This window comes from Mycobacterium sp. NGS35 (assembly GCF_059812855.1).
Genome location: NZ_JCALDL010000015.1, coordinates 37,248 through 50,286, shown reverse-complemented (window position 1 = coordinate 50,286; position 13,039 = coordinate 37,248). Strand labels below are relative to the sequence as shown.

The following is a 13,039-nucleotide window of genomic DNA, read 5'->3' as shown; positions in this document are numbered from 1 at the left end:
CATCGGCACTCGGGAGTGTTGTCGGGCCTGACTGCCCGCCCCCGATTCGTCCACCCATCCTTCGGAGTTTCTCCCATGTCTTTGGCTCTTCGCGCGAGCGGCTTGTCGTCGCCCGCCCGCCCCGCCGCGCTGCGTCCGTCGACCATTCCGGCGGTGCCCGGTCCCACGAGACTGCGGCTGCCCGATCTTCTGCACATCACCGACCGCGACGCCGACCACGTTCTCAGCGGCGACTACGACCACCTGTTCCCGCGCCACGGCATACCGGTGAACCAACGGTGGTTCACCCGGCTGCGCAGCGACGACGAACTCGACGTCTGGCTGATCAGCTGGGTGCCGGGTGAATCCACCGAATTGCACGACCATTGCGGCTCGCTGGGCGCACTCACCTTGCTCAGCGGTGCATTGACCGAAACCCGTTGGGCCGGTGAGACATTGCGCCGACGACGGCTGGTCGCCGGTGACCAGGCAGCGTTCCCGCTGGGATGGGTGCACGACGTCACCTGGGCCCCGTCGGACCACGCGCCGACGCTCAGCGTGCACGCGTATTCGCCGCCGCTCACCGCGATGTCCTACTACGACGTCACCGAGCACAACACGTTGCGGCGGGTCCGCACTCAACTCACCGACACTCCGGAGGGACAGTGAGCCGCATCGACGACGTCCTCTTCGCCGCCCGGCAGCGGCTCCAGCGGTTGGCTGCGCCGGAGGTGCCCACCGCGGTCCGCCGCGGAGCGGTGCTGGTGGACATCCGCCCGCAGGCCCAGCGCGAGCGTGAGGGCAGGGTGCCGTCCGCGCTCGTCGTCGAGCGCAACGTGTTGGAGTGGCGCTGCGACCCCACCAGTGACGCACGGCTGCCGCAGGCGGTCGACGAGAACGTCGAGTGGGTGGTGGTGTGCTCCGAGGGCTACACGTCGAGCCTCGCGGCCGCCGCGCTGCAAGACCTCGGCCTGCACCGCGCCACCGACGTCGTCGGCGGTTACTGGGCGCTTCGCGAGTCCGGTGCTCTGGTCGCGTTGAGGTCTGCTACTCGGGCGCTTTCACCACGTCGCGCAGGCGCCCGGTCTTCCCCGGCGTCCATCCGGGTGGCTGCAGCACTGCGGCCCACGCGTTGACCACGTCTTTGACGTAGCGGTGCCCGTGCCCGTCGGGCACGTCCACGGCGACCGCCATGTCGGCCGACACCTGCAGGAACGTCACCACCGGGAACCAGAACATGTCCTGCGGCCGGTCGTAACCCGGCGGTTCCTTCAGCCAGTCCGGTTCGGAGAAAAGCAGATCCGGATTCCACCACGTGATCGGGTCGGATGCGTGCTGCAGGTACACGATTCGCGGAATGCCCCACGGTTGGGCCGGACGAGCGAGGTTGTCGGACTGGGCGGCGAAGCGAACGTTGTAGCCCTGCTGGTAGATGGGCAGCCACTCGGGCGAACCGGGATCCCGGTTGTCGGTGGCCTCCTGCCACATCGTGTTGTTGAACGTCGGCCCGGAGAACAGCGCCCCGTCGGTGCGGGCCACGATGTTGTTGACCGACAGGAACGGCGCTTCTCCGCCGAACGACCCCAGGCTTTCCCCGAACACGACGAGCTTGGGCCGTTGGCCTTCAGGTAGCGCCCGCACCCGTGCGGCCACCGCCTCGAACAGCGCCTGCCCGGCATGCCGGGCGTTTTCCTTGTCGACCAGAAACGACAGCCAGCTAGGCAAGAACGAGTACTGCATCGACACGATCGCGGTGTCGCCGTTGAACATGTACTCGAGCGCGTCGGCCTCGGCCGCGTTGATCCAGCCGGTCCCGGTGGTCGTCGCGACGGCGACGACCTTGCGCTTGAGGCCACCTGTGCGGTCCAGCTCGCGTGCTGCGAGCTCCGCGGCGGCCTCGATGCCGTCGGCGGATTCCAGTCCGGCGTACGCGCGGATCGGCTCGGTAGCCGGTGCGCCGTTGAACTTCGACAGCTGCTCCACGGTCGGTGCGCCGTCGACGAAGATGCGGCCCTGATTGCCCAGCGATGCCCAGCTCACCAGCGAACCGGGTCCGCCCGAGCGCAGCGGGCTGGTAGGCGGCGGGCTGTCGGGATCCTGCTCGTTGTTGACCGCTTCGAAGGTGTTGTTCATCGTGCTCATCGCGAACCGCAGCACCACGCCGTTGAGTATCGCGACGAACAGCACGACGACCAACAGCACTGCGACCACAGCCGAAACCCGCGGCGGCGCAAGACGATTGAGTTGTCGCACCAGGAATCGGATGAAACGCCCGATCAGCTGGCCGATTTCGACGAGCACGAACAGCGTGACGATGGCCAGGACTGCGGCCAGCGGATAGTCATGCCACTTCAGCCGGGGCACGCCGATGAGATCGCGGACGTGGTCCTGCCACACGTGAAACCAGACGATCATCGCCAGCGTGCCGACCACGCCGGCCACCACCAGCACGAACCACGCGGCGCGCGGCGGCTTGGGGCTCCTGTCCCGCGACATCATGAACCGCACCAACCAGACGGCGAACACGCCGACGGCGTAGCCGGTGGCGCCGGCGGCGCCGCTCACGAGTCCCTGGAACAGCGGTCCGCGCGGCAGCAGCGACGGCGTCATCGACAGCCACAAGAACACCAGCCCGACAGCCGTTCCGGTGAACGTGTAATGCCGGACCCACCAATCGGGCTTTGCGGCCGTCTTTTCGGACGGCTCTTCGGCGGGCGCCTCGGGTGTTTCCTCCGGGGCCTCGGCTTCGGTCATGTCCCCATCTTCAGCGATGGGTGAAGTTGGGGGCGCGTTTCTCGACAAACGCCGCCATGCCCTCGCTTTGGTCGTCGGTGGCGAACGCGGCATGGAAAAGCCGTCGCTCGTACAGAAGTCCTTCGGACAGCGGCGTTTCGAACGCGCGGTTGACGGCTTCTTTGGCCATCCGCGCGGCCGACAACGACATCTGCGCGATGGTGGTCGCCACCGACATCGCTTCGCGCTGCAGGTCATCGGCCGGCACCACCCGCGACACCAGCCCACTGCGTTCCGCCTCGGCGGCATCCATGTTGCGCCCGGTCAGAATGAGGTCCATCGCTTTGGCCTTACCGATCGCGCGGGTGAGCCGCTGAGAACCGCCCATGCCCGGCAGCACACCGAGTTTGATCTCGGGCTGCCCGAATTTCGCGGTGTCCGCGGCGATCAGCAGATCGCACATCATCGCCAGTTCGCAGCCGCCACCCAGTGCATAGCCGGCCACCGCCGCGATCGTCGGCGTGCGCACGGCCGCGAACTTGCCCCAGGCGGCGAAGTAGTCGGACGCGAACACGTCGGCGAACGACAGCTCCGCCATCTCCTTGATGTCCGCCCCGGCGGCGAACGCTTTGGCGGATCCGGTGAGCACGATCGCGCCGACGCCCGGGTCGTTGTCGAATTCTGCTGCGGCCGTAGTGACTTCGGCCATCACCTGGCCGTTGAGGGCGTTGAGCGCCTCCGGGCGGTTCAGCGTGATCGTGGCAACGCGGTCCTGGCGGTCGACGAGGATGGTCTGGTAGGTCATCGGCTTTCAGCTTTCGTTCTCGAACGACAGGTCATTGTCGGCGGGGGCGAAGAACGCTTCGACGTCTTCGGCGCTGACCTCCGCCAGGGAGGCCGGCGACCATTTGGGGTTGCGATCTTTGTCGATGACCTGTGCGCGGATGCCCTCCACCAGGTCGTGTGAGCGAAGCGTCGCGCACGACACCCGATACTCTTGGCGCAGAACGTCTTCCAGCGTTTGCAGGTTCGCAGCGCGGCGCACCGCCTCCCGGGCCACCGAGACGGCGGTGGGGGAGCGGGTGGCGATCAGGTTGGCGGCGTCATTCGCCGGGCCGGCGTCGTGTCCGCGCAGCGCGGCGACGATGTCGGTGACGGTGTCGGGCGCGAAGCATTCGTCGATCCAGTTCCGTTGCACCACAAGCTCACTGGGCGGCGGTGCGACGGCGTGACGCTTCACCGCCGCGTCTACGCCGTCGTCGACGAGGGTCTTGACGAAGTCGTCGAGCGCAGTGTGCGGGACGTAGTGATCGGCGAAGCCCATCGCGATCGCGTCGGACCCGGAGAACGGTGCGCCGGTGAGCGCGGCGTGCAAGCCCAGTCGACCGGGCGTGCGTGCCAGGTAGTACGTGCCTCCGACGTCGGGGACGAAACCGATGCCCACTTCGGGCATCGCGATCTTCGACGTGTCCGTCACCACCCTGGTGTTGCCGTGCACGGAGATCCCGACGCCGCCGCCCATCACGATGCCGTCCATCAGCACGATGTAGGGCTTGGGATAGCGGGCGATGTAGGCGTTCAGCAGGTATTCGTCGTGCCAGAACTGCCGAGCCTCGGCGCCGCCGTCGTTGTGCACGCTGTGGTAGATCGCGACGATGTCGCCGCCCGCGCACAGCCCCCGGTCGCCGGCACCGCTGACCACCACCGCCCGCACGTCGTCGTCGTGAGCCCATTCACGCAACGCCTGGTGCATGGTGGTGACCATCGAATGGGTCAGAGAGTTGATCGCCTTGGGCCGGTTCAGCGTGAGGAAGCGGACACCGTCTTGGGCGCTGGTCACGATCTCGTCGGCAGAGCGGTCACCCGTCACGGGAAAGCAATCTAGATCGTCTCCCCAGGTGGCGCGGCCCCGGGTAAGGTTTGCCTGGGAAGAGGCCGGGAACTGATGACGAGGTGTCAATCGTTAAACGTTTGTTCTCGGTACACATTTAGGAGAGGAACCGACGGTGCGGGAGACCAGCAACCCGGTATTTCGATCGCTGCCTAAGCAGCAAGGCGGATACGCGCAGTTCGGGCCCGGCTACGCCGCCGGAGCACAGCAGGTGTATCAGGGCTATCAAACCGAGCCCTACGTGCAGCAGGGCGTTTCGCGCCCGCTGACCGTCGACGACGTCGTCACCAAGACCGGCATCACGCTGGGCGTGTTGTCACTAGTCGCGGTGGTGTCGTACTACCTGGTGGGTGTGAACACGGCCTTGGCTGGGCTGTTCACCATGGTGGGCGCACTCGGCGGCCTGGTTCTGGTTCTTGTCGCCACGCTCGCCCGCAAGCAGGACAACCCGGCGATTGTGTTGAGCTACGCGGCGCTCGAGGGCTTGTTCCTCGGTGCGGTCTCGTGGGTGTTCGGCAACTTCGTCGTCTCGGGCGTCAGCGCCGGGACGTTGATCACGCAAGCCGTCCTGGGCACTTTAGGCGTCTTCGCCGGCATGCTCGTCGTCTACAAGACGGGCGCCATCCGCGTCACCCCGAAGCTCACCCGGATGGTCGTGGCCGGCCTCTTCGGTGTGCTTGTGCTGATGCTCGGCAACCTGGTGTTGTCGCTGTTCGGCGTCAACGGAGGCGCTGGCATGGGGCTGCGTAGCGGTGGCGCACTGGCGATCGTGTTCTCGTTGGTTTGCATCGCGCTGGCGGCGTTCATGTTCTTGATCGACTTCGATGCCGCCGACCAGATGATCCGCGCCGGCGCGCCGGAGAAGGCCGCATGGGGCATCGCGCTGGGCCTGACGGTCACGCTGGTGTGGCTGTACCTGGAGATTCTGCAGCTGCTCAGCTACTTCTACCGCGATTGATTCTCTGCACGGAAGGGCCGGCACTACGGTGCCGGCCCTTCGTCGTTGAGTGTGCGTCGAGGGCGCGGCCTACTCGACCTCTTGCACCCTCGCTGCACACTCAACTGCTCTGTCGGTCCGCGGTGGCAGCCTGCCGGCATGGGGGAGGGTCAACCGTTCATCGGCACCGAGGCGCTGGCCTCCGGTGCGCTGACACGGCATGAGCTGCGCCGGTACTACCGGGCCATCATGCCGAACGTCTATCTCGACAAGCGGGTGCAGCCAACCGTGCTCGGCCGCATCGCTGCCGCATGGCTCTGGTCTGGTCGAGCGGGGGTGGTAGCAGGCCTTGCAGCATCAGCACTGCATGGGGCGCGGTGGATCGACCGCGAAGTCCCTGTCGAGCTCGTGTGGTCGAACCCGCGAGCGCCACGCGGCGTCGTGACTCGCCGTGATGTCTTGCGAGACAACGAATTCGGCGTGGTGAGGGGCTTCCCCGTGACCACGCCGGAGCGCACAGCGTTCGACTTGGGGCGGCGCGGGCGGCTCGATGAAGCCATTGCTCGACTCGACGCCCTAGGCAATGCCACCGGCATCAAGGCCGCCGACGTTCGTCGCGTTGCGGCTGATCATCCGCGCGTTCGCGGTCTTCGTCAGCTGGAGAAGGCGCTCGATCTGTACGACCCTGGCGCGGCGTCTCCAAAGGAAACGTGGCTGCGGCTATTGGTCATACGAGCTGGCTTTCCGCGACCGCAGACGCAGATACCGGTGCTCAGTCCCGACGGCCTGCGGACGTACTTCCTCGACATGGGTTGGAAAGACCTCAAACTGGCAGCTGAGTACGAGGGCGACCATCATCGCGCCGACCCTGAACAGTACGGCTACGACATCCGCCGCCGAGACGATCTGCACGAGCTGGGCTGGACCGACATCAGGGTCACCAAACGACACGATTCCGCCGACGTCTTATGCCGACTCCGGCGGGCTTGGGACGCACGAACCCGTTGACTGTGCGCTAACGGCGCGGCCCACTCGTACTTTGGCGCCATAGCCGCACAATCAACGCCGCGATTTCAGCTCAGCCGCTCGATGACCATCGCCATGCCCTGACCGCCGCCGACGCACATGGTCTCCAGGCCGAACGTCTTGTCGTAGGTCTGCAAGTTGTTCAGCAGCGTCGCGGTAATGCGCGCACCGGTCATCCCGAACGGATGCCCGAGCGCGATCGCCCCGCCCGACACGTTCAGCTTGTCCTCGTCGATGCCGAGTTCACGCGCCGAGCCCAGTACCTGCACCGCGAACGCCTCGTTGATTTCGAACAGGTCGATGTCGCCGATCGACATGCCCGCATTCGCCAGCGCTTTGCGCGTCGCCTCGATCGGGCCGAGCCCCATGATCTCCGGCGAGAGCCCCGAAACGCCGGTTGCCACAATGCGCGCCAGCGGGGTCAGCCCCAGTTCGCGGGCCTTCTCGTCGGACACGATCACCACCGCCGCCGCGCCGTCGTTCAGCGGGCACGCATTGCCTGCGGTCACGGTCCCGTTCGGCCGGAACACCGGCTTGAGCTGGCTCACCTTCTCGTAGGTCGTCCCTGCCCGCGGGCCGTCGTCGGTGCTGATCACCGACCCGTCCGGCAGCGTCACCGGGACGATCTCGCGCTCGAAGAAGCCGTTGGCGATCGCCTGCTCGGCCCGGTTCTGCGAGCGCACCCCCCAGTGGTCCTGGTCCTCGCGGCTGATACCGGTAAGCAGCGCAACGTTTTCCGCAGTTTGGCCCATCGCGATGTACACGTCCGGTGGGACGCCGTCCTCGCGGGGATCGTGCCAGGAGTCGGCGCCCGCAGCGGCTTGGGCGGTGCGCTCCTCGGCCTCGGCGAACAACGGGTTGTGGGTGTCCGGCCAACCGTCCGAGGTGCCCTTCGGAAACCGCGACACGGTCTCGACGCCCGCCGACACGAATGCGCTGCCCTCGCCGGCCTTGATCGCGTGAAACGCCATCCGGGTGGTCTGCAGCGACGACGAACAGTAGCGGTTCACCGTGGTGCCCGGCAGGAAGTCGTAGCCCAGCTGGACCGCCACCGCGCGGCCGATGTTGAAGCCTGCTTCACCGGCGGGCTGGCCGCACCCCATGATCAGGTCGTCGAGGTCACGCGGGTCGAGCGCGGGCACCTTGTCCAGGGCGGCGCGCACCATCTGCGCGGCCAGGTCGTCGGGACGCATGTCGACCAGCGATCCCTTGGCAGCGCGGCCGATGGGGGAGCGCGCGGTCGAGACGATGACGGCTTCGGGCATGACGCCTCCTGAGGTCAGAGTTACCCCGAACCTAGTCCGCGTCAGTTGGCAGGCACCACGACGGGTGCCGGAACCCCAGTCGTGTGCCGGACAATCCGCGCGAGGCGCCGCAGTCTGTTGCGGAACGTCCTGGCTTCGGCCGCTTGCGACACCCACGGCAGCTCAGGCACCGGCCCGCCGGTCCACTCGCCCAACGCACTGCACAGGGCGGGAAACAGCTGTTTGGCCGCCAACGCATAACCTGCCGCGGACGGGTGGTACATGTCCTCGGAGAACAGCAACTCGGGAGCCTGCAGGAACTCCGGTGCCAGCAGGTCGGCCAGTGGCACCGGAACTCCCCCGGCGTTGCGCACCGCGGCGGCCTGCGCCCGCGCCAGCCGCAATCCCCGGGTCCGCGCGGCCCAGCGCAGCGGTTGCGGAATCGCGGTGATCACCCCGAAGTCGGGACAGGTGCCGACGACCACGACGGCGCCGCTGTCCCGCAAACGCTTGACTGCCGCGCCGAGACGACGCGCCGACGGGCCGACCCCGTTGAGCGCGGTGATGTCATTGGCGCCGATCATGATGACCGCGGCGTCCGGCGGCGGTCCCGCCACGAACATCGCGTCGACTTGACCGGACAGCCCTTTCGACGTTGCACCCGAAATTGCCTTGGTGCTCAAGCGAATTCGCTTACCGGTCTCTTCCGCCAGACCGCGGGCCAGAAGTACTCCGGGAACTTCGTCGGCGCAGTGGCAGCCGAAACCCGTTGCGGTCGAATCGCCGAAGACCATCAGGTGCAAGTCGAACGGCACATCTCGCGACCAGCGCTCGACGGGACCGCCTCCGGGGGAGTAGACGCCGTCGGCGCGCGGCGGCGGTTCCCAGATCCGCGGGATCACGCTGCGCGCCTGATCTGCTTGCCCGTTCAAGAAGTTTCGCGCGCCCACATAAGCCCCGCCGGATGATGCGATGACGCCGATGGCCGCCAATGCGATGGTTGACCGCCGCGGCGCGCGCATGTGCACGAGCCGAGTTTACGTGGCGCACCCGCATCGACGCGCAGGTGAAACTCGGTGCGATCACGGAGAAATAGGAATCCGATATCAAAACACCTCAGCCGATCGTTGAACGCGCCGAAGGTGTCAAGCTAAGTTACCGGGAACTGACGGCGTGACCCCGTGGGGTACCGGCCTACAACGGCGTAGGAGTGTGAAATGACCGCACCAAGCAAGGTCTCGGGGTCGCCCCGCGCACACATCGGCGCAGCTCGCGCCCTGAAATCCCGTCGCTACCCAGTCAGCGACGGCGCGCCCGTCGAGGTCGTCGAAGACGGTCCTAGCATCGCCGGGCGGCTGGCTTGGCTGGGCGCCCGGCTAACAATTCGTCCGACGCTGACAGTTGGCAGCCACGTTCCGTTTCTGCCATGGCCGTGGGGGCTGATCGATTTCGCGGCGCGGGCGTTGCTGCCCATCCCCGGCACTGTGCGGGCAACCGTGAAGCTGCCGCAGTGCACCGCGCAGCTGGTCCGCGCCAAGGGTGTGCTGCCCGCCGACGGCAAGCGGCGCGTGGTCTTGTACATGCACGGCGGCGCGTTCCTCACCTGCGGAGTGAACACGCACGGCCGGCTGACGACGATGATCTCGCACTACGCCGACGCGCCCGTGCTGGTGCTGAATTACCGGATGATTCCCAAGCATTCGATCGGCCAGGCCATCGACGACTGCTACGACGGCTATCAGTGGCTGCGTGACCTCGGGTACGGGCCGGATCAGATTGTGCTGGCGGGAGATTCGGCCGGTGGCTACCTGGCCCTGGCGCTCGCCGAACGATTGCTTGCAGACGGCGAAGAACCGGCCGCAATGGTATCCCTGTCGCCGCTGATGCAACTGGAGACCGAGGCCAAGAAAGAGCACGCGAACATCCGCACCGATGCGATGTTCCCGCCCAAGGCTTTTGACGCACTGCTCGATCTCATCGCGATGGCAGCGTCTCGACGCATGGTCGACGGCGAGCCCGAAGACGTCTACGAGCCACTGGATCACATCGAACCCGGCTTGCCGCGCACACTGATTCACGTTTCGGGTTCTGAAGTTCTGCTGTACGACGCACGGTTGGCTGCGCGGCGGTTAGCCGCTGCCGGGGTGCCGGTCGAGGTGCGGGTGTGGCCGGGGCAGATGCACGTGTTCCAGCTGTGCGCGCCGCTGGTTCCCGAAGCTGTGCGGTCGCTGCGGCAGATCGGCGGCTACATCCGCGAAGCCACCGACTAGCCTCGTTCGGTCCGCGCGACGGGCGCCGAACCGCGGCTGCGATCATGGACCCATGCGGATTGCGCAGCACATCGGCGAACTGATCGGCAACACCCCTCTGGTCGAGTTGCACTCGGTCGTGCCTGAGGGCGCCGGCCGGGTCGTGGCGAAGGTGGAATACCTCAATCCCGGCGGCAGCGTGAAGGACCGGATCGCCGTCAAGATGATCGACGCTGCCGAAGCGAGTGGTGAATTACGCCCTGGCGGAACGATTGTCGAGCCGACGTCGGGCAACACCGGCGTCGGCTTGGCGCTGATCGCCCAGCAGCGCGGCTACAAATGCATCTTCGTCTGCCCGGACAAGGTCAGCGAAGACAAGCAGAACGTGCTGCGCGCCTACGGTGCAGAGGTGGTGGTCTGCCCGACGGCCGTACCGCCCGGCCATCCCGACAGCTACTACAGCGTCTCGGACAGATTGGTCGACGAAATCGACGGCGCGTGGAAGCCAGACCAGTATTCGAATCCCAACGGACCCGCCAGCCATTACGAGACGACCGGACCGGAAGTGTGGGCTGACACCGACGGCGCCGTCACGCATTTCGTCGCCGGCGTGGGCACCGGCGGCACGATCACCGGCGCGGGCCGATACCTCAAGGACGTCTCGGCTGACAGACCGGAAGGACCGGTGCGCGTCATCGGTGCCGACCCGGAGGGCTCGGTGTATTCCGGCGGAAGCGGTCGCCCGTATCTGGTCGAGGGGGTGGGCGAAGACTTCTGGCCCGCCGCGTACGACCCGACTGTTCCCGACGAGATCATCGCGGTGTCGGACGCGGATTCGTTCGAGATGACCCGGCGGCTGGCCCGCGAGGAAGCACTGCTCGTCGGTGGGTCATGCGGCATGGCCGTGGTCGCGGCGGTGAAGGTGGCTGAGCGGGCCGGGCCGGATGCGTTGGTGGTAGTGCTGTTGCCCGACGGCGGCCGCGGCTACCTGTCCAAGATCTTCAACGACGACTGGATGTCGTCGTACGGGTTCTTGCGCACCCGCCTCGACGGCTCGGTGGCGCAGCCGACCGTCGGAGATGTGTTGCGCGGCAAGTCAGGTGCTCTGCCTGACCTGGTGCATACCCATCCGTCGGAGACGATCCGCGATGCGATCGGCATTCTGCGTGAATACGGTGTGTCACAGATGCCGGTCGTCGGAGCCGAACCGCCGGTAATGGCAGGCGAAGTCGCGGGCAGCGTGTCGGAACGCGAACTGCTGTCGGCGGTGTTCGAGGGCCGCGCCAAACTCGCCGACGCGGTGGCGCAGCACATGAGTCCGCCGATGCCGATGATCGGCACAGGGGAAATGGTCGGAACCGCCGCGAAGATGTTGCGTGAGTGCGACGCGCTCATGGTGGTCGAAGAGGGAAAGCCCGTCGGCGTCATCACCCGTCAGGATTTGCTCGGATTCCTGTCTGGCGCTGCGGCACGCAGCTAGCGGCGCAACGTTTTCGCCGTTTCGTCGCTTATACGGTTCTCCGACATCTTCTCGGGTATGGTGAGCACCGCTTCACCCGGCTACTTCACCTGAGTGGGAAGGCACCATGACCGACCAGCCGCCAGGAAGTTATCCGCCACCACCGCCCGGGGGCTACCCGCCGCCACCGCCACCTTCCGGGGGTGGGTATCCGCCACCTCAGTCGGGCTATCCCGGCGCTGCGCCGGCCGCTGGCACCAACGGCCTGGCGATCGCGTCGCTGGTCTGCTCGCTTCTGGGCGTTTTCTGCATCGGTGTCCTGTCCATCGTCGGCATCGTCCTCGGCATCGTCGCGCTGAACCAGGTCAAGCAGACCGGCCAGCAAGGGCGAGGACTTGCGTTAGCCGGCATCATCGTGGGCGCCGTCTCGTTGATCATCGGCATCATCGTCGCTGTCGCCTTCTACTTCCCGAGCTGAGTCAGCCGCCGAAATCTGAAGGCGCACTGGTTAATTCGATCAAAGAGGAATCATGACCGAGCAACCACCCGGCGGGTATCCGCCGCCGCCTCCGCCGTCTTCCGGTGGTTATCCGCCACCCGGCCCGCCGCAAAGTGGTGGCTATCCACCACACCCAGGTGGGTATCCGCCGCCGCCACAACAGGGTGGCTATCCGCCGCCACCGCCAGGCGGTTACCCGCCGCCTCCGCAAGGCGGTTAGCCGCCGCCTCCGCCGCCCGGTGGCTATCCACCGCCCACTGCAAACTATCCGCCTGCCGCCGGCCCGGGCTACGGCGGCTACGGGGCAGGGCAGGGTTTCGACTTCGGCGAGGCGTTCTCGTGGGCGTGGAACAAGTTCAGCAAGAACGCCGGCCCGCTCGTCGTCGCAACGCTCATCTACGGCGTCATCGAATTGGTGGTTCTCGGCATCCTGATCGGGTTGATGATCGCGTTCTCGCCGGGAGCCGATTACACGTCGTCGGATTCCGGGTTCAGCTACTCCTGGAGCGCTTTCAGCGCCACCGGATTTCTCATCAACATCGTCGTCTCGTTCATCCTGATGCTCGTCGCGTACACGATCCAATCCGCCTACATCAGAGGCCTTCTCGAGCTCGCGGACGGGCATCACGTGACAGTGGGAACCTTCTTCCGGCCGCGCAACGTCGGCAACGTGGTCATTGCAGCGCTGATCGTCAGCGCGATCGTGTCCGTCGGCAACGCGCTGTGCTACCTTCCCGGCCTGATCGCGAGCTTCTTGCTCATGTTCACGATCATCGCGCTGCTCGATCGCAACCTCTCGCCAGTCGACGCGATCAAGAACAGTTTCGACACGGTGAAGAGCAATGTCGGTAACGCGTTGCTGGTCTGGCTTGTCGCCGGCATCATCACGGCCGTCGGCGCATTGCTGTGCGGTGTCGGTTTGCTGGTGGCGGCACCGTTGGCAAGCCTGCTGCTGGTGTTCACCTATCGCAGGCTCACCGGCAATCAGGTAGCGCCGATCACCCCGTAGCGAGCGGTCATCC

14 protein-coding genes are annotated in these 13,039 nt (G+C 66.4%); 9 read left to right on the top strand and 5 right to left on the bottom strand.

What is annotated here, in order from left to right; genetic code table 11:
• Positions 1-102 precede the first annotated feature (102 nt).
• Both AC5Y4C_RS19845 and AC5Y4C_RS19840 read left to right on the top strand, forming a co-directional pair.
• Positions 103-648 (top strand): cysteine dioxygenase, encoded by a 546-nt coding sequence (locus AC5Y4C_RS19845; RefSeq protein ID WP_499964750.1) that lies wholly within the window; start codon positions 103-105, stop codon positions 646-648.
• A complete protein-coding gene (locus tag AC5Y4C_RS19840) occupies positions 645-1,115 on the top strand; it encodes a rhodanese-like domain-containing protein (RefSeq protein WP_499947611.1) in 471 nt (156 codons plus the stop codon). The genes AC5Y4C_RS19845 and AC5Y4C_RS19840 overlap by 4 nt, the downstream gene beginning before the upstream one ends.
• Here AC5Y4C_RS19840 and AC5Y4C_RS19835 read toward each other — a convergent pair.
• From AC5Y4C_RS19835 to AC5Y4C_RS19825, 3 genes are read right to left on the bottom strand one after another with little or no spacing between them, the layout of a single operon-like run.
• The gene (locus AC5Y4C_RS19835) at positions 1,027-2,733 is read right to left on the bottom strand and encodes an alpha/beta hydrolase (protein WP_499964687.1); all 1,707 of its coding nucleotides are present in this window, start codon (positions 2,731-2,733) and stop codon (positions 1,027-1,029) included. The two genes, AC5Y4C_RS19840 and AC5Y4C_RS19835, sit on opposite strands and share 89 nt — an antisense overlap.
• A 10-nt stretch (positions 2,734-2,743) precedes the next feature.
• Complete coding sequence (locus AC5Y4C_RS19830) at positions 2,744-3,517, bottom strand: enoyl-CoA hydratase (protein WP_499964688.1); 774 nt, start codon at positions 3,515-3,517, stop codon at positions 2,744-2,746.
• Between the two features lie 6 nt (positions 3,518-3,523).
• Entirely contained in the window at positions 3,524-4,582 is a 1,059-nt protein-coding gene (locus tag AC5Y4C_RS19825) for an enoyl-CoA hydratase/isomerase family protein (RefSeq protein WP_499964689.1), read from the bottom strand.
• Between the two features lie 136 nt (positions 4,583-4,718).
• Here AC5Y4C_RS19825 and AC5Y4C_RS19820 point away from each other — a divergent pair, with 136 nt between their 5' ends.
• Positions 4,719-5,561, top strand: coding sequence for a Bax inhibitor-1/YccA family protein (locus AC5Y4C_RS19820; protein ID WP_499964691.1), 843 nt, complete (start codon positions 4,719-4,721; stop codon positions 5,559-5,561).
• Positions 5,562-5,699: 138 nt separating this feature from the next.
• Positions 5,700-6,548: a type IV toxin-antitoxin system AbiEi family antitoxin gene (locus AC5Y4C_RS19815; protein ID WP_499964692.1), complete on the top strand. Its 849-nt coding sequence runs from the start codon at positions 5,700-5,702 to the stop codon at positions 6,546-6,548.
• Between the two features lie 65 nt (positions 6,549-6,613).
• Here AC5Y4C_RS19815 and AC5Y4C_RS19810 read toward each other — a convergent pair whose 3' ends face one another.
• Together AC5Y4C_RS19810 and AC5Y4C_RS19805 are read right to left on the bottom strand one after the other, a co-directional pair.
• Positions 6,614-7,831 (bottom strand): acetyl-CoA C-acetyltransferase, encoded by a 1,218-nt coding sequence (locus AC5Y4C_RS19810; RefSeq protein ID WP_499964694.1) that lies wholly within the window; start codon positions 7,829-7,831, stop codon positions 6,614-6,616.
• 41 nt (positions 7,832-7,872) lie between these two features.
• Positions 7,873-8,832, bottom strand: a complete 960-nt coding sequence (locus tag AC5Y4C_RS19805) for an SGNH/GDSL hydrolase family protein (protein WP_499909842.1) — start codon at positions 8,830-8,832, stop codon at positions 7,873-7,875.
• A 195-nt stretch (positions 8,833-9,027) separates the two neighbouring features.
• On the opposite strand from AC5Y4C_RS19805, the gene AC5Y4C_RS19800 reads away from it, so the two are divergent.
• From AC5Y4C_RS19800 to AC5Y4C_RS19780, 5 genes are all read left to right on the top strand, one after another.
• Positions 9,028-10,080 (top strand): alpha/beta hydrolase fold domain-containing protein, encoded by a 1,053-nt coding sequence (locus AC5Y4C_RS19800; RefSeq protein WP_499964695.1) that lies wholly within the window; start codon positions 9,028-9,030, stop codon positions 10,078-10,080.
• 52 nt (positions 10,081-10,132) lie between these two features.
• Positions 10,133-11,539, top strand: coding sequence for a cystathionine beta-synthase (locus AC5Y4C_RS19795; protein WP_499909473.1), 1,407 nt, complete (start codon positions 10,133-10,135; stop codon positions 11,537-11,539).
• Positions 11,540-11,645: 106 nt separating this feature from the next.
• Positions 11,646-11,996 (top strand): DUF4190 domain-containing protein, encoded by a 351-nt coding sequence (locus AC5Y4C_RS19790; RefSeq protein ID WP_499909475.1) that lies wholly within the window; start codon positions 11,646-11,648, stop codon positions 11,994-11,996.
• 52 nt (positions 11,997-12,048) lie between these two features.
• The gene (locus AC5Y4C_RS19785) at positions 12,049-12,237 is read left to right on the top strand and encodes a hypothetical protein (protein WP_499964696.1); all 189 of its coding nucleotides are present in this window, start codon (positions 12,049-12,051) and stop codon (positions 12,235-12,237) included.
• A 195-nt stretch (positions 12,238-12,432) separates the two neighbouring features.
• Complete coding sequence (locus tag AC5Y4C_RS19780) at positions 12,433-13,026, top strand: hypothetical protein (protein WP_499964697.1); 594 nt, start codon at positions 12,433-12,435, stop codon at positions 13,024-13,026.
• The last annotated feature ends 13 nt before the right edge of the window (positions 13,027-13,039 follow it).